The 21,495-nt window shown below is 69.0% G+C and carries 8 protein-coding genes and 2 pseudogenes; all 10 read left to right on the top strand.

The window, feature by feature from the left end; genetic code table 11:
* The first annotated feature begins 55 nt into the window (after positions 1-55).
* The gene (gene tssK, locus ACCQ07_RS20025) at positions 56-1,390 is read left to right on the top strand and encodes a type VI secretion system baseplate subunit TssK (protein WP_372364175.1); all 1,335 of its coding nucleotides are present in this window, start codon (positions 56-58) and stop codon (positions 1,388-1,390) included.
* Positions 1,372-2,649, top strand: a complete 1,278-nt coding sequence (gene icmH, locus ACCQ07_RS20020) for a type IVB secretion system protein IcmH/DotU (protein WP_372363597.1) — start codon at positions 1,372-1,374, stop codon at positions 2,647-2,649. Before tssK ends, icmH begins: the two co-directional genes overlap by 19 nt.
* Complete coding sequence (tssM, locus tag ACCQ07_RS20015) at positions 2,646-6,176, top strand: type VI secretion system membrane subunit TssM (RefSeq protein WP_372363596.1); 3,531 nt, start codon at positions 2,646-2,648, stop codon at positions 6,174-6,176. The genes icmH and tssM overlap by 4 nt, the downstream gene beginning before the upstream one ends.
* Complete coding sequence (gene tagF, locus ACCQ07_RS20010; RefSeq protein WP_317719041.1) at positions 6,173-6,748, top strand: type VI secretion system-associated protein TagF; 576 nt, start codon at positions 6,173-6,175, stop codon at positions 6,746-6,748. Before tssM ends, tagF begins: the two co-directional genes overlap by 4 nt.
* Entirely contained in the window at positions 6,745-7,461 is a 717-nt protein-coding gene (locus ACCQ07_RS20005; protein WP_031424802.1) for a PP2C family protein-serine/threonine phosphatase, read from the top strand. Before tagF ends, ACCQ07_RS20005 begins: the two co-directional genes overlap by 4 nt.
* Before the next feature lie 4 nt (positions 7,462-7,465).
* A complete protein-coding gene (locus tag ACCQ07_RS20000) occupies positions 7,466-11,149 on the top strand; it encodes a protein kinase domain-containing protein (protein ID WP_372363595.1) in 3,684 nt (1,227 codons plus the stop codon).
* Positions 11,146-11,607 (top strand): hypothetical protein, encoded by a 462-nt coding sequence (locus ACCQ07_RS19995; protein ID WP_071118119.1) that lies wholly within the window; start codon positions 11,146-11,148, stop codon positions 11,605-11,607. The genes ACCQ07_RS20000 and ACCQ07_RS19995 overlap by 4 nt, the downstream gene beginning before the upstream one ends.
* Complete coding sequence (locus ACCQ07_RS19990; RefSeq protein WP_029820696.1) at positions 11,604-13,280, top strand: ShlB/FhaC/HecB family hemolysin secretion/activation protein; 1,677 nt, start codon at positions 11,604-11,606, stop codon at positions 13,278-13,280. The genes ACCQ07_RS19995 and ACCQ07_RS19990 overlap by 4 nt, the downstream gene beginning before the upstream one ends.
* Positions 13,184-16,594 (top strand): annotated as a pseudogene (locus ACCQ07_RS19985) (beta strand repeat-containing protein); the annotation flags it as partial. The gene ACCQ07_RS19990 and the pseudogene ACCQ07_RS19985, both read left to right, overlap by 97 nt.
* Before the next feature lie 57 nt (positions 16,595-16,651).
* A pseudogene (locus ACCQ07_RS19980) lies at positions 16,652-21,475 on the top strand (beta strand repeat-containing protein); the annotation flags it as partial.
* Positions 21,476-21,495: the final 20 nt, after the last annotated feature.

Below are 21,495 nucleotides of genomic sequence, written 5' to 3'. Positions count from 1 at the left end.
GTGTGGACGCCTGTGCGCTGCATCGGTGGCCGACCTTTTTCTCAGCGGGTGGATCATGCAGAACAACAAGGTCGTGTGGAGCGAAGGGCTGTTCCTGCGCCCGCAGCATCTGCAGCAGCAGGAACGCTACCTGGAGCGCTACGTCGACCTGCGTGCGGCGCGGTTGCGGCCGCATGCCTGGGGCATGAGCGAGCTGGAATGGGAGACCGATCTGCTGGCAGTCGGCAAGCTGGGCCTGCGTCGTGCACGTGGCGTGTTCGCCGATGGCACGCCCTTCGCCATGCCGGGCGACGACCCGCTGCCGGTGGCGCTGGAGGTCGAGCCCACTTGCCGCGACCAGATCGTCTATCTCACCGTGCCGCTGCGGGTGCCGGCGCAACCCGAACTGGGGCGCCCGGAATCGCCGGCCGATCAGCTGTTTCGCTACCGCGTGCGCGAGACCGAGAGCAACGACGCCTCCGGTAGCACCAGCGAAGCGGTGTTGATGGAAGTCGGCGGGTTGAGCACGCGGTTGCTGCCGCACTCGCAGCCGTTGGAAGGGCTGGACCGCATCGCGGTGGCGCGCATCATCGAGACGCGCGCCGACCGCCAGGTGGTGCTGGACCCGCATTTCATTCCCAGCGCGATGGTGTGCCAGGCGGCGCCGCGCTTGACCACGTTTCTCACCGAATTGCTCGGCCTGTTGCATCAGCGCGGTGAAGCGCTGGCATCGCGCGTGACGCTGACCGATCGCGGCGGTGCTGCCGATATCGCAGACTTTCTGCTGCTGCAGCTGGTCAACCGTTGGCAGCCGCAGATGGCGCATTGGGCCGCCGCGCCATTGGCGCATCCGGAAGAGCTGTTCCGTGCCCTGGTGGCGCTGGCCGGCGAATTGAGCACGTTCACCGCTGCCGGCAAGCGCCCCCCTGCATGGCCCTCCTATCGGCACGAATCGCAGCAGGACAGTTTCGAGCCGGTGATCGGCGCCCTGCGCAGCAGCCTGAGCGCAGTGCTGGAACAGACCGCCACGCCGCTGCCGATCCAGGCGCGCAAGTTCGGCGTGTGGGTGGCGATGGTGCCGGACCCGGGCCTGCTCGACAGCGCAGCGTTCGTGCTCGCGGCCAAGGCCGACATGCCCAGCGAAGAGTTGCGCCGGCAATTGCCCGCGCACGCCAAGATCGGGCCGGTGGAGCAGATTCGCGATCTGGTCAATCTGCAGTTGCCCGGCATCGTGGCCACGCCCATGCCGGTGGCGCCGCGACAGATTCCGTATCACGCCGGCTATCTGTATTTCGAATTCGACAAGAGCGCAGCGTTGTGGCGAACGCTGAAGACCTCCGGCGGTATCGCATTCCACTTCGGCAGCGAATTCGCCGGGCTGGACCTGCAACTGTGGGCGATCCGGAGCTGAGCATGAGCCGACCTGTTGCCGATCTGGCGCCTGCCTACGCCGCACCGCTGCCGGCCGCCGAGGGCAGCGGCGTGCCCAGCGAAGATACCGACATCAGCGAACTGCTGGGCCGCAGCGTCAACCCGTTGGTGCAGGCGGCCACGCCGCTGCTGCTGTTGGCGGTGCAGTTGCGCCACAGCGCGCAATCGCCCGATGTGGCCCGCCTGCGCGAGCAGGTGATGGCGCAGGTGCGCCGCTTCGAACAACGTGCACGCGATGGCGGCGCGCCAGTGGAGGCGGTCACCGCCGCGCGCTACGTGCTGTGCGCGCTGCTGGACGAAGCGGTGCTCAATGCGCCGTGGGGCGAGCGCAGCGGCTGGTCGCAGAAGACCTTGCTGGTGACTTTCCACAGCGAATCGTACGGCGGCGCCAAGTTCTTCCAGATCCTGGAGCGCTTGTGCGCCGATGTGCCACGGCATCTGGACTTGATCGAGCTGATGTACCTGTGCCTGGCGCTGGGGTTCGTCGGCCGCTACCAGATCGAGTCCGGCGGCATGGTGACGCTGGCGGCCATCCAGGACGATGTCTATCGCCGCATCCGTGCGGCGCGCGGCCCGGCGCCGGACAGCCTGGCCCCGCGTTGGCGCGGGGTGGAAGACCGCCGCCGGCTGGGCCGCTATCTGCCGGTGTGGGCGGCTGCGTTGCTGGGGGTGAGCGTGGTGGTGGTGGCGTTCGTGTGGTTGCAGGCGCGTTTGAACAGCCTGTCCGCACCGATCAGTGCGCAGGCTGCCCAATGGGGCATTGCGCCGGCCACGCCGCCGGACGCTGCGCCCGTGCCGCCGCCGGTGCGGCTCAAGCAGTTGCTCTCCGCGCAGGAACGCGCCGGCCTGCTGCGCGTGGACGAACAGGCCGACGGGCAGACGCGCGTGCGCCTGAGCAGCGCGGCGATGTTCGCCTCCGGCGGGGTGGAGGTGGAGCCGCAGCAGCGCGGCTTGATCGCGCAGATTGCAGCGGCCATCGAGCAATTGCCAGGGCGGGTGATCGTGGTCGGGCACACCGATGACGTGCCGGTGCGCTCGCTGCGCTTCCAGGACAACTACGCCTTGTCGGCCGCACGTGCGCAGGCGCTTGCGAAGGTGTTGCAGGCGCAGCTGAGTACGCCGGGGCGGGTGGACGCCATCGGCGCTGGCGATTCGCAACCGATCGCACGGCCAGTGCAATTGCCGGCCAACCGCGCGCGCAATCGCCGCGTGGAGATCCTGTTCCAGCCTGGGGAATGACGATGAAGACGCTGTTGTCCAAGCTGAGCGCAACGGTAGTGGTTGGCCTGCTGGCGCTGTGCCTGCTGTCGGTGCTGCTGTGGGTGGGTGGGCCGTATGTGGCGCTGGCCGGCTGGAGCCCGCTGAGCAGCGTGGCGGCGCGGCTGCTGGCGATCGTGTTGCTGGTGGTGGCGTGGGTGGGCGTGCTGGCGCTGCGCCGCTGGCGCACGCAGGCACGTGCGGCGACCTTGTCCAGCGCGCTGGCGGCGCCGGGTCGCGACGACGACCGTGAGCTGCGCAGCGGGCAGGAACGCGCGCAGCTGCAGGCGCGCTTCCAGCAGGCGATCCAGTTGCTACGCAAGCGGCGCGGCGGCGCCGATCTGTACACGCTGCCGTGGTATGCGCTGATCGGCCCGCCCGGTTCGGGCAAGAGCACCTTGCTGCAGCATTCGGGCCTGCAGTTTCCGCTGGCTGCGCGCATGGGCGATGCGGCGTTGCGCGGCGTCGGCGGCACCCGCGATTGCGAATGGTGGTTCACCGACGAAGCGGTGTTGCTGGACACCGCCGGGCGCTATACCACGCAGGATTCGGACCAGGCGGTGGATGCCGGCGCGTGGCGCGATTTCCTGCGCCTGCTGCGACGCTATCGCCCGCGCCGTCCGCTCAACGGCGTGTTGGTGACGATGAGCATGTCGGACCTGTTGCTGCTCGACGATGCCGAGCGCGACACCCACATGCAGGCGATCCGCCGCCGCCTGGACGAACTGGCCGAGCAGTTGCAGGCCAGCGTGCCGGTGTATCTGATCTTCACCAAGTGCGATCTGATCGGCGGCTTTGGCGAGTTCTTCGACGATCTGACGCCGGCGCAGCGCAACCAGGTGTGGGGCATGACGTTTGCGCTGGCGCAGACCCTGGACGGGCAGGCGGCGCGCAGGTTCGCCGACGAGTTCGGCGTGCTGCAGCAGCAGCTGAGCGCTCGCCTGTTCGAACGCCTGCACCTGGAACGCGACCGTCTGCGGCGTGCGGCAATCCTGTCGTTTCCGCAACAGGTTGCCGCACTCGGCGAGCGTGCGCGGCAATTCGTCGAGGGCACCTTCGCCGGCAATGCGTATGGCCCGGCACCGTTGCTGCGCGGGGTGTACTTCACCTCCGGCACGCAGGACGGCACGCCGATCGACCGCATGATGGGCGCGGTGGCGCGCACCTTCGGCCTGGAAGAAGCGCGCGTGCAGGCGCCAGGCGCGCAACGGCGCACCTTTTTCGTCGAGCGGCTGCTGCGCGAGGTGGTGCTGCGCGAATCCGGCCTGGCCAATACCCCGCCCACCCGGCAGCGCCGCAGGGCGTGGTTGCAGGCCGCCGCGTACGCGGGTGTGGCGCTGCTGACCGGCGCAGTGCTGGCCGGGTTGGGGCTCAGCTACGTGGGCAACCGTGCGTACCTGCATCAGGTACGCGCTGCGCTGGACGCGCGGCCGGCATTGCCCGATCCCAATGCCGCCACCGGCATGCCCGAGTACGTCGCGCGCACCCTGCAGCAAGCCGATGCGACGCAGGCGGTGGTGAAGGTGGCGCAGCAGTATCACGCCGGCGCGCCGTGGTCGTTGCGCATGGGGTTGTTCCAGGGCCAGGCGGTGGGCGAGCAAGTGCAGGCCGGCTACCTGCGTCAGCTCAACGCCACCTTGTTGCCGGCCTTGGCGGTGCGCCTGCGCACCGGTCTGGTCGATAACGCACAGGCACCGCAGGCGCTGTACTACACGCTCAAGGGCTATCTGATGCTGGGCCAGCCGCAGCATCTGGACCCGGCGCAACTCAGCGCGCTGGCCGCCATCGAAGCGGCAAAATTGTTCCCGCGCGAGCCGGCATTGCAGCAGGCGCTGGGTGCGCATCTGCAGGCCGTGCTCGATTCGCCCACGCGCGTGCGTGCGCTGTCGCTGGACAACCAGCGCATCGCCCAGGCGCGCGCCAGCCTGCGCGCCGCCGACCTATCGACACTGATCTACGGCAACCTGTTGCTGACCCCGCCGGACGGCACGCCGTTGCGGCTGGATAAAGCGCTGGGCCTGCTGGCCGACACCTTCGTGCGGCGCAGTGGCACGGCGTTGTCCACCCCGGTGCCGGCGCTGTACACCCAGCCGGTATTCGCCGCGTTGCAACGCGATGGCATCGGCCAGGCGGTGGAACGCTTCGGCCGCGACGATTGGGTCTTCGGCGGTGCGGCGCTGGATGCGTCCGCCAAGGCCACGCTGGTGCGCGAAGTGGGGCAGCGCTACACGGCCGATTACATCCGTTACTGGGATGCGTTGCTGGCCGATCTGCAACTGCGCCCGTCGGCCGATCTGGCCGGTGCCAGCGCCACGGCCGCCAAGCTGGCCGGGCCCAGTTCGCCGCTGCGGCTGCTGCTGGGCGTGGTCGGCGAGCACACCCAGGCAATGGACCGCGCACCACCGGTAGACCCCGCGCAGCGCGCGTTGGCGGCTGCCGCCAACTCGGCAGGCACCAAGGCGACTGCCGCCGCGGCCAAACTCCCCGGCGGGGCGGCGATGAGCGCCGCGCTGGCCACGCCCGCCGAGGGTGGCGCAGCTGCAGCGCCGGCACCGGGTGCGGCGATCAGCGAGCATTTTCTGGCGCTCAACGCCTTGGCCGCAGGCGCGCCTGGCAGCACGCCGCTGGACCATCTGCTGAGCGTGCTCGATCAGCTCGGCAAGCAATTGCTAGTGATTTCCCAGGGCGGCGGCGATGCCGCGGCGGCCAACGCGCAACTGGCATTGGCCCGGCAGGAAATGGCGCAACTGCCGCCGCCGGTGACCGACTGGCTGCAGAGCCTGGCCGGCAGCAGCGCCACCTTGATGACCCAGGGCGCACGCGCCGCGCTGGATGCGCAGGTCAGGCAATCGGTGGGCGAGGTGTGCACGGATTTCGTGCGCGGCCGCTACCCGTTCGATCCGCAGGCGCAGGTGGAGATCCCGCTGCAGAATTTCGGCGAGTTGTTCGGTAGCGGCGGGCGTCTGGATGCGCTGTATACCGGCACCGTCAAACCGCTGCTGGACACCCAGTCCCCGCAATGGCGCTGGAAGGATGGCCCGGACGCGGTCATCGGCGCGCCCGGTCTGCCGGTGCAACTGCAACTGGCGCAGCGGATCCGGCAGAAATATTTTCGCGGCGGGCCCACGCCGCAGATCGGCTTTACCGTGCTGGCGCCCACGCTGGGCGAAGGCGTGACCCGGCTGACGCTGGATATCGAAGGCCAGCGCTACGACTACCAGCCCGGCGCGGCGCAAAGCATGCCGATGATCTGGCCCGGGCCGGTGCCGGGGCATGTGTCCATCGCCGCCTTCGGCGCCGATGGCGTGGCGCTGGGTACGCTGGACTACCAGGGCGATTGGGCGCTGTTCCGCGCGCTGCAGGCCGGGCACCTGGAAAACCCGTCGGACCTGCGCTTTGTCGCCCGCTTCGCGCTTGGCGGCCACGACGTGCAGGTGCCGCTGCGTGCCGGCAACCTGCGCCACCCGTTTCTGGACAGCGACGTCCAGCACTTCGCGTGCGGCCGATGAGCATGCCGGCGCACGAACCACTCGGTTTCCACGGCAAGTTGCCCGGCGTGGGCGACTTCGTGCAGCGGCGCCTGCCGGCCAGCTTCGTGCAGCCGTGGGACCTGCAGTTCGCCAACTGCCTGGACACGGCGCGCCAGCAACTCGGGCAGCACTGGCCTGGCGCGTATCGCAACAGCGGCCTGCGCGCGTTTGCGTTGGGGCCGGGCGTGTGCGGAGCGCAGGCCTGGGCCGGCCTGCTCGGCCCGGGCGAAGACCGCGTAGGGCGCTGTTTTCCGTTGACCGTGGCAATGCCGTTGCCGCACCTGTGCCTGCCGTCGGCGGCATGGTTCGGCGCGGTGGCTGCGTGCCTGGGCCGCAGCTTGCGCGCACGCGCCGATGCGGCCGGATTCGATGCCGCGCTGCGCGCGCTCGGCGTGCCGGCCGCGCCTTCCAGCACGCATGTACCGGCGCCCGGCCAATCGCTGTGGTGGCGGTTGGGCGCGGCCGCGCAATCGATCGACGGGCTGCCCGCCGCCCAGATGTATCTGGAGTGGTTGCTGGCCGAGCAGGACATCACCGAGGTGACCCGATGAGCGCGCCCTACCAATCGGCCGGGCACACCGAGACCGGCAAGGTGCGCCGGCTCAACGAAGATGCCTTGCTGCTGCGCGAAGACGCCGGCCTCTGGGTGGTGGCCGATGGCCTGGGTGGCCACAGCGCCGGCGATTACGCCAGCCAGCTGCTGGTGCAGCGGCTGAGCGCATTGGTGCGCCCGGCCGACCTGTGCGATTTCCTGGATGCCATCGACGACACCCTGGCGCAGATCAATCGCGAGCTGCTGCAGGTTGCGCGCGAGCGCCGCGTGGACATGATCGCCACCACCGTGGTGGTGCTGGTGCACGACCCGGATTTCATGCTGTGCGGCTGGGTCGGCGACAGCCGCATCTACGCGCAGCATGGCGGCCCGCTGCGCCAGCTCACCCGCGACCACGTGCACGGCGTGCGCGAGGATGTCACCCAGTTCGGCAGCGCACACGCCAGCGCCGCGGCGGCCGGCGTGCTCACGCGCGCGGTGGGTGCGCAAGAGCCGCTGTTCGTCGATTGGGTGCTGACGCCGAGCCTGCCGGGCACGCAGTTTCTGCTGTGCAGCGACGGCATCAACAAGGAAATCCCGGACCCGGAGCTGGATGCCGAATGCCATCGCTTCGGCGATCCACGCGCGCTGCTGGCGCGTCTGTTCGAATTGGCGATGGGGAGGGCGGCACGCGACAACGTCACCGCCGTCGTCGTCCGCCTGCAGGAGTGAGTGCATGCACGAAGACACCGCCACCGTGACCGAACTGGTCACCGCCATGCGCCGCGGCGCGCTCGACCTCAATGCCGTTCTGGCCGCGCTGGGCAAGCGCGCCGCGGTACCGGAGGCCGAATACCGTGCCGGGGTGGAAACGCTGTGGACGCTGCAACGCCAGCACCTGCTCGACGATGCCACCGTGACCACGCTGATGAGCCGGCTGGATGCGTTGCGCGATCGTGCGATTGCGCCTGCGCCTGCGCCAACGCAGCAGCCAACACCCACGCCAACGATGGTCGACGACGATGCCACCGTGGTGATGCCACGACCCGGCCCGGCGCGCGTGGTCGAAGACGACATCACCCGCGTGCAACCGGCGCAGCCCCTGCCCGGCGATGCGCCCAGCCTCACCAGCCTGGGGCTGGGCACGCCCACCCACCTCGGCACGCAGACCGGCACCGGCACCGGCACGGCCGGTACCGCCAGTCTGTCCAGCTGGCAGCACCTGGCCGAAGCCGCCGGTGGCGATCATGCCGGTGTCGGCAGCCTGCTCAAGGGCCGCTTCCAGCTCGAACGCGAACTCGGCCGCGGCGGCATGGGGGTGGTGTATCTGGCCCGCGACGAACGCAAGGTGGAAGCACGCGACCGCGACCCGTGGCTGGCGGTCAAAGTGCTCAGCGACGAGTTCCGCCGCCATCCCGACGCACTGGTCGCCCTGCAGCGCGAAGCGCGCCGCTCGCAGAAGCTGGCCCACGACAACATCGTGCGCGTGTACGACTTCGACAAGGATCGCACCCTGGTCTTCATGACCATGGAATACATCGACGGTTGCGACCTGAAAACGCTGATCCGCGAGCAGGCCTACAATGGCATGCCGCTCAAGCAGGCCTGGCCGCTGATCGAGGGCATGGGCCGGGCCCTGATGCGCGCGCACGCGGCCGGCATCGTGCATTCGGATTTCAAGCCCGGCAACGTCATGGTCACCCGCGATGGCGTGGCCAAGGTGTTCGATTTCGGCATCGCACGCGCCGGCAAGCATGCGGCCGATGTCGCCGGCGAACAGACCGTGTTCGATGCGGCCACCCTGGGTGCATTGACACCGGCCTATGCCAGCCTGGAAATGATCCGCGGACAGGCGCCCACCCCGGCCGACGATCTGTACGCGCTGGGATGCGTGTGTTTCGAATTGCTGACCGGCAAGCACCCATTCGACAAACTCAGTGCCGAAGTGGCGCTACGCGAAGGCCGCCGCCCGCCGCCGGTGCCGGGCCTGACCCGTCGCCAGTGCGCCACGTTGTGCGCGGCCGTGGCATTCCCGGCTGCGCAGCGGCTCACGCGCGTGGACCAACTGCTCGACGGCCTGCGCCAGGTGCCGCTGCGCGAGCGCGCGCTGCCGTTGATCGGCTATGGCGCCACCGCGCTCGCGCTGGTCGGCGTGGGCGGGTGGGGCGCATCGCGTTATCTGCATCAGCGCCATCTGGATGAGGTCATCGCACGCTTCGGTGCGCAGGACCCGCAGCAGTACCGCAACGAAACCCAGGTCATGCAGGCGCTGTCCAGCCTGAGCGCAGACGACCGCCGGCGCGTGCTGATGGACCGCAGCGACCTCATCGAAGATTTCCTGCTGCGTCGCCTGGACGCGCTGTGGAATCCGGCTAACGGCCGCGACGATTACCGCGGCGCGTTGCAGGTGTTCGCCTTGCGCGACCGGTTGCGGCTGTATTCGCCCGCGCTGGATGCGCGTCGCCAGGCCATCGAGCGCGAAAAGAACCAACGCCTCAACGCGCTCGACACCACGCTCAATCGCCAGCTCGATGCCGGGCTGTTGTTCCGCACCCGGCCCGACAACGCACTGGCCACGCTCGACCAGGTGCGCCGCATCGATCCGGGCAGCAGCCTGCTGCGCCATTCCGCACTGGAAGTACGCCTGGACGCGGCCATCGCGCAGGCGGTGGCGGCCGGGCAACTCACCACCGCGCGGACCGAAGTAGAACAGGCGCGCGCAGCGTTTCCGGACTCGTTGCGCCTGCAGTTGCGCAGCGCCGAGGTCGGCGTGGCCGAGCAGCAAGCCAAACGCACGCCGGTTACCGCCGCGCCGCGCGATGCCGACAGCGCGCGCAAGGCACTGGCTGCCGATCTGGCCAACCCCAGCACCGACCCGGCCTGGCGCGCGCGTATCGACGCCGCACTGGCCGCACTGCCGGCGGCCGAGCGCAGCAGCCAGGGCAGCGCGCTGGCCGAGGCCATCAGCACGGCGGTTGCCGCACAAAGCGACCCCGCACAGCTGGCTAGCGCGCAGGCGCTGGTGGATGTCGGCCTGCGCGTGGCCCCGCAATCGGCCAGCCTGCTGGCCCAGCGCACACGCCTGCAGACGCTGGAGCACCAGCTCGAACAAGCGTTGGCGCGCGAAAGCGCCGAGTCCGAACTGGCCGCGCGGATCGAGTCGCTGCGCCGCGCCGCCGCCGCCAACGATCTGGGCAAGACCCGCGATGCGCTGGCGCGCATCCGCACCCTGCAACCGGACCATCCGTTGTTGCGTAGCGAAGGCCCGCAACTGCTCTCGCAGGTGTATCGCAACACCGCCGGCGATGCGTTCGCACACGGGCGATACGCCCAGGCGGCCGACCTGCTGAGGCAAGGGCTGCAGACACTCGGCCAGCGCGACGAACTGCGCAGCGCGCAAACCCGTTATGCGGTGGCCGCCGCAGTGATGACCGCGGGCACGCTGGCGCCCGGCGAACGCCAGCAACTTGCCGGGCGCCTGCAAACGCTCTATCGCACCGACGCCACCGCGCTGGCGCAATTGGAGGCGCAGATGAAGGCGGCCGGCCAATTGCCGGAAGGCTCGTTGTCGGCCCGTCTGCAACGCGCGCCCGCCGCCGATGCGCCGGCCGACGCCAGCGTGTCGCCGGGCGGCGCCACCGAGACAGCTGCGCCGGCCGCCGGCGCAAGACCGGCGCGCGGCAAATCCGCTGCCAAGCCCGCCGCCACCCCAACGACTGCGCGCGACCCCGCCGCTGCGGCATTGCCCGCCAACGCGGACGATACCGACAGCCTGCCGCCGGTGCCTACCGGCCCGGATCCCTGCGCCGGCCTGGCCGGGCGTGCTGCGGCGTGCTTCGACACACTCGGGCAGACCCGCGGGCCGATGCTGGTGGTGATCCCGGCCATCGCCGGCGGCAAGCCGTACGCGTTGTCGCGCGGCGAAGTGGCGGTGGCCGATTTCAACCTGTTCTGCCAGGCCACCGGCCGCTGTACCGCCCAGGCCGCCGCCACCCCGGAGCTGGCGCGCGCGCCGGTGCGCAATATCAGCCTGACCCTGGCGCGCGCCTATCTGCGCTGGCTCACCATCGGCAGTGGCGGCTGGCGGTACCGGCTGCCCAGCGATGCCGAGTGGCTGCATGCCGCGCAGGCGGCCAGCAACTGGCGGCAGGCCGAAGACAGCAATTGCGTGCCGCCCAACGCCAGTGCCGGCGATGCCGCGCGCGCACCGGTGTCGGCACGCGGGCGCGATGCCAATCCCTGGGGCCTGATCAATCTCACCGGCAATGTCTGGGAATGGGTATCGACCGGAACAGGCGTGCAGGCGCGCGGCGGAAGTTTTTCCAGCTACTGGTCCGATTGCACGGTGCAGGCCAGCCGTGCCGACAACGGCTCGGCGCAACCGGACGTGGGCCTGCGCGTGCTGCGGGAGCTGCCGTGAGCGCCGCCCCGCCGTCGCCCACCGCTGCCGCTGCGCACCCGGCCAATGCGCAGCTGCAGGCGCTGGCGTTGGCGCATCAGCAGGGCCAACTCGACCGCGAGCAATACCGCGCACGCCGTCGGCGCGTACTGGACGCCGCCCGCCAGACCCAGGGGGTGACCCTGCGCAACGCCTTGCCGAGTTCGCCTGATGCCCGGCCGGGCCCGCTGTCGGGGCATCCGGTCGCACGCAAACTGCGCAGTCAGGTGGCAGCGGTCTTCATAATCGTGATGCTCATCGCAATAATCTTGCTAACATTGCATAAATGTACGTCGGGGTTTGATCGACGTTCAGCAAGGGGCGAGGTCAGACACGCCGATCGCCGTGCAGTCGCCGCCGTGGCGCCTGCGTGTGCAGCGGGACACGTCGGCCATGCGCAACACCGGATGGTCTCAGGGGAAATGGACGTATGCGTATGACGTGTCTGGCCGCGGCGGTGTCCGCGTGCCTACTGCTGGCCGCACCTGGGTGGGCGCAGTCGCCGACCGATGCCACGGCTGCTGCGCAGTCGGCAGCGGCGGTGCCGGCCATGAGGGACCGGACCGAGGCGGTCACCGTGCAGGTGCGCGGCTTTCGCGTGCGCGATGTGGGCCACTACCCGGAAGCCGGCATCGACCCGGCCCGCATGCAGGCCGTGGCCGACGCTGCCTTCGCCGAGCTGGCCCAGGGCCAGCCGGTGGTGGCATTGCGCTTCGATCAATTGCAGGCAGTCGCCGATGCGGTCACCCGCGCCTACCGGCAGGCCGGCTTCATCGTCAGCACGGCCTATCTGCCGGCGCAGACGCCAGGGCCCGACCAACTGATCGAAATCCGCGTGCTGGAAGGGCGCATCGGCCAGATCAGCGTGCAGGGCGCCGCACGCTACCGCGGCAATGCGTTGTCGGCGCCGCTGCGCCAGCTGCAGGGCCGCCCGCTACGCAAGCAGGACGTGGACACCGCGCTGTTGTATGCGCGCGATCTGCCGGGCGTGTCGGTGTCGTCGGTGCTGCAGCCAGGCCAGAAGGAAGGCGAGACCGACGTGGTGCTGGTCGCCAGCGAGGCCGCCCGCCCGTACGTGATCACCCTGGGCGGCAACAACTACGGCACCGAGCTGACCGGCCGTTATCGCGCCCAGGCCGGCATCACCTGGAATAGCCCGCTTGGCCTGGGCGATGTGTTCGCCGCCAACTACGCCTATTCGCTGGCGCCGCGGCAGAGCCAGATCGGCGCGCTGTCCTATGGCCTGCCGATCGGCAGCGTGTCCGGCCTGAGCGCGGTGATCGGCGCCAGCCGCAGCGAACTGGAAGTGCGCAACGGCGTGTTCGCCCGGCTTGGCCTGAAGGGGCCGACCTCCATCGTCTACACCGGCGCCGACTGGAAATTCATCAACACCGAAACGCTGCAGCTGCAGGGCTCGGCGCGCTATCTGCGCGAGCAATCCAAGCTCAGCGCGCTGGGCATGCAGTTGTCCGACCAGCAGTTCGATGTCGCCGAACTGGGTCTGTCGTTGCGGCGCACCGACCTGCGCTGGCGCGGTGTGGATCTGCTGCAGGGGAGCGTGCGGCAATCCTTGCGCGACCGCTCGGCGCCGGTGGACCAGATCAGCCCCGGTCGCGACAGCTATTTCACCATCGCGCGGCTGGCCTACACGCGCCTGCAATACCTCACCCGCACGCAGCGGCTGTACTTCAAGTTCAACGGCCAATACAGCGACGACACGCTGACCCCGATGGAGCAGTTCGCTGTCGGTGGGCCCGACAGCGTGCGCGCCTATCCGGTCTCCGATGCATTGGGCGACCGCGGGTATTACACCGCGCTCGAATACCACATCGATGCCCCCGGTTTTGCCGATGCCGCATCGCCGTTCAATGGCCGGCCCTGGCGCGAGCTGCTGGAGCTGGATGTCTTCGCCGACCACGCCCGCGTGTTCGCCGCCAATGGCCGCCTGGCGCCGGCCAGTTTCGATGCCGCCGGCGTGGGCCTGACCTTCCGCTTGCCGCAGTACGCCAATTTCGAGTGGCGCATCAGCGCCGCGCTTCCGACCGGTGCGCGCGACGCCTCCGACGGACGCGACGACGCCCGCATCTACACGCGTTTCGGCTTCACTTTCTGAGGGATCTGCGCATGCACGCCACCATCCATACCGCGACCTCGCCGCGCACGCTCCCGTTGCGTCACTGCCCGCTGGCCGTTGCGCTGGCAGCTGCCCTGATGGCCATGCCGGTCAGCGGCCTGGCCCAGGTGGCGGCCAACCAGCTGCCGACCGGCGGCAGCATCGCCGGCGGCACCGGCACCATCAATGCCGTCAACGGCAGCAGCCGGACCGTCGACCAGACCTCCTCGCGCATGGCGCTGACCTGGTCGGCGTTCGACATCGGCTCGTCGGCGACGATGATCTTCAACCAGCCCAGCGCCAGTTCGGTGGTGCTCAACCTGGTGCAGAGCGGCAACCCGACGCAGATCTACGGCAACATCAACGCCAACGGGCAGGTGTTCCTGCTCAACAGCAACGGCGTATTGATCGGCAACACCGCCAACATCAATGTCGGCGGCCTGGTGGTCAGTACGCTGGGCACCACCGTGTCCAAGTTCATGAGCGGCGACTACAGCCTGGATGCCGGCGGCACGACCGTGGCGCAGGTCATCAACAGCGGCACCATCAACGCCGCTGCCGGGTCGGCCGTGCTGATCGGCGGCCGGGCGTCCAACAGCGGCACCATCACCGCCACCGCCGGCAACATCACGCTCGCCGGTGCCGACGCAGCCACGCTGACGTTCGAAAGCGGCGGCTTCGGCGTGCTGATCGACAAGCCGCTGCAGCTGAGTCTGGCGACCGAAGCGGTGGACAATTCCGGCACCCTGAGCGCGCCAGGCGGCGCGATCCAGCTGCAGGCGCGCGCGGCGCAAGGCATCTTCGATCGACTCATCAACAACAGCGGCACCATTCGTGCGGCGTCGCTGTCCAATGGCCCCGACGGCAGCGTGTCGCTCATCGCCTCCGGCGGTGGCAGCTTCGACGTCGCCGGCGGCGGCAGCATCGATGCCGGCACCGGGGCGATCACCCTGAGCACCGGTCGCGGCGTGCAACAGACCGGCATCTACACCGCCGGCAGCCTGGGTGGCTTTATCGGTGGCAGTGCCACCTTCAGCGGCGCCAACAAGATCAGCGGCCTCGGCAACCTGGATGTAGGCGGCAACCTCAGCCTGACCAACACGGTCGCGTTGTCACAATCCGGTGCGCTGGCGGTGACGGGCACCAGCCAATTCCTGCAGTCCGGCAGTGCGCTTTCGCTGACCAACGGCGGCAACACCTTCGGTGGCCTGTTCAGCGCCAGCGGCAACGGCATTGCCGTGAGCGCGGCAGGCAATCTCTCGATCGGCACGTTGAACCTCGACAGCAACAGTGCGCTGTCGTTGAGTGCCACCGGCGCATTGACCTTGCCGACAACGGCGATCAACACCGGCAGCGCCAACCTCACCCTGTCCAGCGGCGGCAGCCTCAGCACGCGCGCCACGCTGACCGGGACGAACGTGGACCTCACCGGTCGTGGCGGCATCGCGCTGGCGCATGACGTCACGGCAAGCGGCACGCTGAAGTTGACCGCCACCAACAACGCGATCACCCAGACCGCCGGCAGCGTGGCCACCACCGGCACCAGCACCATCAATGCCGGAACCGGTGCCATCACGCTGGACGGCGCAGGCAACGACTTCCAGGGCGTGGTGGCGCTGACCGGCGGCAACACGCGCATCAGCGACAGCGGCGCGCTGACACTGGGTGCGGTGAACGTCAACGATCTCACCGCCATCAGCAACGGCGCGTTGACCCTGGGCAGCGGCCGGGTGGGCGGTGCCTTGCTCGCCACCAGCAACAACGGCGCGATCACCCAGTCGGCCGGTAACTTCCTGACCATCGTCGGCACCAGCAACCTCACTGCCGGCACCGGTGCGATCACCCTGAACAACAGCGGCAACGCCTTTGGCGATCTGGTCAGCGCCACCGGTCGCGGTATCTCGTTGAACGCTGCCGGCAATCTGGCCATCGGCACCCTGAATCTTGGCAACAACAGCGCGCTGTCGCTGCGTGCCAGCGGTGCATTGACCTTGCCGGCAACGGCGATCAACACCGGCAGCGCCAACCTCACCCTGTCCAGCGGCGGCAGCCTCACCACGCGCGCCGCGTTGGCCGGCACGAACGTGGACCTCACCGGCACTGCCGGCATGACTCTGGGGCATGACGTCACCGCAAGCGGCACGCTGGCACTGACCACCACCAACAGCGCGATCACCCAGACCGCCGGCAGCGTGACCGCCACCGGCACCAGCACCGTCAATGCCGGAACCGGCGCCATCGAACTGGATGAAGCGACCAACGATTTCCAGGGCGTGGTGACGCTGACCGGCGGCGACACGCGCATCGCCGACACTGGCGCGCTGACGCTGGGTGCGCTGAATACCGGCAGCCTCACCGCCACCGGCAATGGTGCGTTGAACCTGGGCAGCGGCAGCGTCCGCGGCACCCTGGATGCAACCAGTGGCAATGGCGCCATCAGCCAGAGCGCCGGACTGATCGTCGATGGCAGCGCCACCCTCAACGCCGGCAACGGCGCCATCGCGCTGACCGACGGCAGCAACGATTTCCGCAGCGGCGTCAGCCTCACCGGTACCGGCATCAGCGTGGTCGATCGCGACGATCTAAGCGTCGCCTCGATCAGCAACGGCACCAATGGCGCCATCGCCCTGACAGCCGGCGGCGCGCTCACGCTGCCCACGCAGAATCTTTCCACCGGCACCGGCGCGCTCAGCCTGATCGCCAATGGCGGTGCCTTGAGTACGCTCGGCACCTTGAGCGGCGGCAACGTCAGCCTGAGCGCGCGCGATGGCGTGGCGCTCAATCACACCGTCACCGCCGGCGGCATCCTGGGCCTGACTGCCACCAACGCCGCAATCACTCAGAACGCGGGCGTGCTCGACGTTGGCGGGCTGGCCACCGTCAATGCCGGCAACGGCGCCATTTCGCTCACAGGCGATAACGACTTCAGGAACGGCCTTGCACTGACCGGGCGCAATATCGCGGTAGTCGATGCGAACGATCTCAGCGTGGTCTCGCTCAACAACGGTGGCGCCGGCGCCATCGCACTCACGGCAGGCAACTCGCTCACGCTGCCTGCCAGCGGATTGACCAGCACCGACAACCTGACGCTGCGCGCAGACAGCGGCACCCTCACATTGGGCGGCAATCTGGTCGGCAATGCGGTGTCACTGTTCAGCGCCAACGCACTCACGCTGGCGACCAGCATCGACAGCAGCACCTTGTCGGTGTCCACCAACAACGGCGCGATCAACCAGACCGCAGGCGCGTTGCGTATCGGTTCGACCTCCAGCTTCAACGCCGGCACCGGTGCGCTGGCACTGGGCAGCGCGGGCAATCACTTCGGCGGCGCGGTGAGCCTGACCGGCAACGGCGTGTCGATCAGCGACAGCGGCGCGCTGACGCTGGGCACGCTCAACACCGGCAACCTTACTGCCACCAGCAACGGCGGATTGAACCTGGGCAGTGGCCGCGTTGCCGGCACCCTGGCTGCGAGCAGCGGCAATGGCGCCATCGGCCAGGCCGGCGGGCTGATCGTCGATGGCAGCGCCACCCTCAACGCCGGCAGCGGCGCCATTGCGCTGACCGACGGCAGCAACGATTTCCGCAGCGGTATCAGCCTGGCCGGTACCGGCATCAGCGTGGTCGATCGTGACGATCTGCGCATCTCCTCGATCAGCAACGGCACCAATGGCGCCATCGCCCTGACAGCCGGCGGCGCGCTCACGCTGCCCACGCAAAACCTCAGCACCGGCACCGGCGCGCTCAGCCTGATCGCCAATGGCGGCGTAGTGAGCACGAACGGCAGCTTGAATGGCGGCAACGTGAGCCTGAGCGGCCGCGATGGCATCGTGCTCAATCACAACGTCACCGCCAGTGGCAGCCTGGGCCTGACTGCCACCACCAACGCGATCTTCCAGAATGCAGGGGTGCTCGACGTCGGCGGCCTTGCCACCGTCGATGCCGGCAACGGCGCCATTTCGCTCGCACGCGATAACGACTTCAGGAACGGCCTTGCACTGACCGGCCGCAATATCGCGGTGGTCGATGCGAACGATCTCAGCGTGGTCTCGCTCAACAACGGTGGCGCCGGCACCATCGCGCTCACCGCACGCAACTCGCTCACGCTGCCCGGCAGCGGATTGACCAGCAGCGATGACCTGACGCTGCGCGCAGAAAACGGCACGCTGACATTGGGCGGCGATCTCGCCGGCAATGCGGTCTCGCTGTTCAGCGCCAACGCACTGACGTTGGCGACCAGCATCGACAGCAGCACCTTGGTGGTGTCCACCAGCAACAGCGCGATCAACCAGACCGCAGGCGCCTTGCGCATCGGTTCGACCTCCAGCTTCAACACCGGCTCCGGCGCGATCGCGTTGGGCAGTGCCGGCAATCACTTCGGCGGTGCAGTGAGCCTGACCGGCAACGAGGTGTCGATCCGCGACAGCAGCACGTTGACGCTGGGCACGCTGAACACCGCCAACCTCACCGCCACCAGCAACGGCGCATTGAACCTGGGCAGCGGCCGCGTTGCCGGCACCCTTGCTGCGAGCAGCGGCAATGGCGCCATTGGCCAGGCCGGCGGACTGATCGTCGATGCCGCCACCACCCTCAATGCCGGCAGCGGCGCCATCGCGCTGATCGACGGCAGCAACGACTTCCAGGGCAGCATGAGCCTGACCGGCGCCGGCATCGCGGTGCGCGACAGCAACGATCTCACGCTCTCTTCGCTGACCAGCAACAACGGCGGCACGATCGCGCTGACCGCCGGCGGCAACCTGATCCTGCCAGGCACGACGTTGAACAACGGCAGCGGCGATATCAACCTGATCGCCAACAGCCTGAGCCTGTCTGCCGCACTGCTTGGCGACGAAGTGAGCCTGCGCGCCAACAGCGGCTTGGCCTTGGGCCAGAACATCACCGCGCGCACGTTGTCGCTTGCCAGCAGCAATGCCGCCATTACGCAAAGCGGCGGCGCACTGCTGGTCAGCGGCGCCACCACGGTCGATGCGGGCACCGGTGCGATTTCGTTGCTGCAAGCCGGCAATCACTTCAACAGCGTCAGCCTGACCGGCAACGGCATTGGCGTGATCGACGGCGACAACCTCAGCCTTGCCGCATTGACCAGCACCGGCAACGGCAGTGTTGCAGTGACCGCCGGCGGTACCTTGAGCCTGCCGTCGCAGGCTATCGCGGTCGGCAACAGCAACCTGACCCTGGCATCGAACGGCGGCGCACTGAGCACGGCCGCAGCCCTGGGTGGCAACAACGTGACGCTGTTCGGACGCGACGGCCTGACCCTGGGCCACACCGTCACCGCCAACACGCTCGCCCTGCGCAGCACCAACGCCGCCATCGTGCAGAACGTCGGCGCACTCGACGTGGTGGGCACCAGCACCGTCGATGCCGGTAGCGCCAGCATCGCGCTCAACAACGGCAGCAACCGCTTTGGCGCCGGCATCCGTCTCACCGGCACCGGCATCACGGTGGCCGATCGCGGCGACCTCACCATCAATGCCTTGAACGCCGGTGCCAACGGCACCATCGCGTTGACCGCCGGCGGCGCACTGAACCTCTCCGCGCAGAACCTGGACACCGGCACCGCCGATCTTGCCCTGATCGCCAATGGCGGCAGCATGAGCACCGGCGGCGACTTGCGCGGCCGCAACGTCACCCTGTCCGCGCGCGACGGTCTCACCATCGGCCACACCATCACCACCACAGACGCGCTGTCGCTGAGCAGCAACAACACCGCGATCACGCAGACCGCCGCGGCACTCGACGTTGGCACCACCACCACCGTCAATGCAGGCAGTGGCAACGTCACGCTCAATACCGCGGGCAACACCTTCAACGGCGTGGTCAATCTCACGGCAGGCGACGTGCAGATCGCCGGCAACGCGCTCAGTTTCGGCACGCTGTCCACCAATGCACTCACCGCCAACAGCAGTGGCGCATTGAATCTCGGTAACGGGGTGGTGCGTGGCGCGTTGAACGGCACCAGCGGCAATGCAGCGATCACCCAGAGCGGCGGTTTGTCGGTCGGCGGTGCATCCAGCTTGAATGCCGGCAGTGGCGACATCGCCTTGACCGATGCCAACAACGACTTCGTCGGCGCGGTTGCGCTCACCGGCAATGCCATCGCCGTGCAGGATCGCAACGACCTCAGCATCGCTGCGGTGCGCAGCGGTGCCAACGCGGCGATCTCGCTGGTCGCCGGCGGTGACTTGAACATGCCGGCCAGCCAGATCGACACCGGCACCGGCGCGCTGACGCTGACAGCCAACGGCGGCACCTTGCGCACCGCCGGCGCCTTGCGCGGTGGCACGGTGCAACTGACCGGCGCCAATGGCATCGCGCTGAGCAACACGCTCACGGCAGGCAACGCGCTGCGCTTGAACAGCACCAATGCCGCCATCACCCAGACCGGTGGCGCGTTGCTCGTCGCAGGCGACACCACGGTCGATGCCGGCAGCGGCGCCATCACCCTGGAGGCGGCGGGTAACGACTTCCAGGGCCTGCTCACCCTGAGCGGCGGGGCCAGCAGCGTGCGCGATGCCAATGCCTTGACCCTGGGCACGCTCAACACCGGCGACCTGCAGGTCCGTAACAGCGGCGCGCTGAATCTGGGCGTTGGCCTGGTCGATGGCGATCTGGATGCGGCCAGCAGTGGCGGCGCCGTCACCCAGAGCGGCGCGTTGACCGTCACTGGCATTACCCGCATCAACAGCAGTGGCGCTGCCATTGCATTGACCGATGCCGACAACGATTTCCAGGCGGCGGTGAGCCTGAGCGGCGGCGCGGCCAGCGTGCGCGATCGCAATGCGCTGGTCTTGGGCAATCTGAAGGTCGATGCACTGGATGTCGCCAGCGGCGCCGGCCTGGATCTGGGCCAGGGGCGCGTCGGCGGTGCGCTGGTGGCACGCAGCGGGAGTGCAGCAACGGCCCAGGCCAACACGATCGTTGCCCAGGCGATTGCCGTGCCTGCGGCCACCGCTGCCGGCATTACCCAGCAAGGTGCGCTGACCGTGGCGGGCAGCAGCGTGCTCGATGCCGGCACCGGTGCGATCGTGCTGGATGCGGCCGGTAACGATTTCCAGGGCACGGTGCAGGCGCGCGGCAGCAGCATCGCCATCGTCGATCGCAACGACCTGGCGGCGACTGCGCAAGCCAGCGATGCCCTGCGTCTGCAGGCCGGTGGCCAGCTCACCACCGCTGGCGCGCTCAGCGCCAACGCCATCGCCCTGCGCGGCGGCACCGGCGTCGTGCTCGGTCACGACGTTGAAGGCGCCAGCGTGGCCTTGAGCAGCGGCGGGGCGATCACCCAGAACGCCGGCAACCTGCGCGCCGGTCAGCTCAGCGGCAATGTCGCCGGGGCGGTCACGCTCACCGGCAGCGGCAACGCCATCGACGCGCTCGGCGACTTCAGCGCGCAAGGCCTGGATCTGGTCAGCAATCGTTCGCTGCTGGTCAGCGGCCGCGTCGACGGCGGCCCCTCGCTGCGCCTGCGCAGCGGCGGCGAGCTGCACCTGAGCGGCCAGCTCAGCGGCGCCACCAGCTGGTTGCAGGCCGCTGCCGGCATCCGCCAGCGCGCCGGCAGTTCGATCACCGCCGGCCTGCTCAGCGGTAGCGCAGGCGGCGCGGTGGTGCTGGGCGATGCGGCCGGCTTCGTCGACAACCGTGTCGTACGCCTGGGCGACTTCGTCGCCAGCAATGGGTTCAGCTTCACCAATGGCGGCGATCTGCTGCTGGTGCTGGCCAATGGCAGCAGCTACAGCGTGGATGCCGGCAACAGCGCGATGTTCCTGTCGGTCCGCGGCAATCTGTTCCAGGACGGCCGTGCGCCGCTGCGCAACGGCACCGGCACCTTCGCCGCCACCGGCCAGATCGGTACGCAGCAGAACCCGATCTATGTGATCGGCACCGGCACCCAGACCGTGGCGGCGATCGGCGCGCCGCCGGCCTATTTCAACGCCACGACGGTCGACGGCAGCCTGCTCGATCTGGCCGGCGGCTCCGGCTTCAATGTGCCGGCCTCGGCGTTTGCCGGCCGTGCGCAGAGTTCGGCCAGCCGCACCGTGGCCTTCGTGGACCTGTCGGCCAGCGGTACCCCGTACCGCGCCTTCGGCCTGGTCCGCCCCGGCCTGCGGTTGCCCGACGACCAGCAGCCGGCCTGCGACGCCGGCGACCCGGATGCCGTCTGCAATCCCGAGTGACCTGCCTGCCGCCGCTCACC

The sequence above is a fragment of the Xanthomonas sp. NCPPB 3583 genome (assembly GCF_041475715.2).
GTDB classification, from domain to species: Bacteria; Pseudomonadota; Gammaproteobacteria; order Xanthomonadales; family Xanthomonadaceae; genus Xanthomonas; species Xanthomonas euvesicatoria.
Note: the sequence above shows the minus strand (reverse complement) of the source record. Positions and strands in the feature narration are given on the sequence as shown.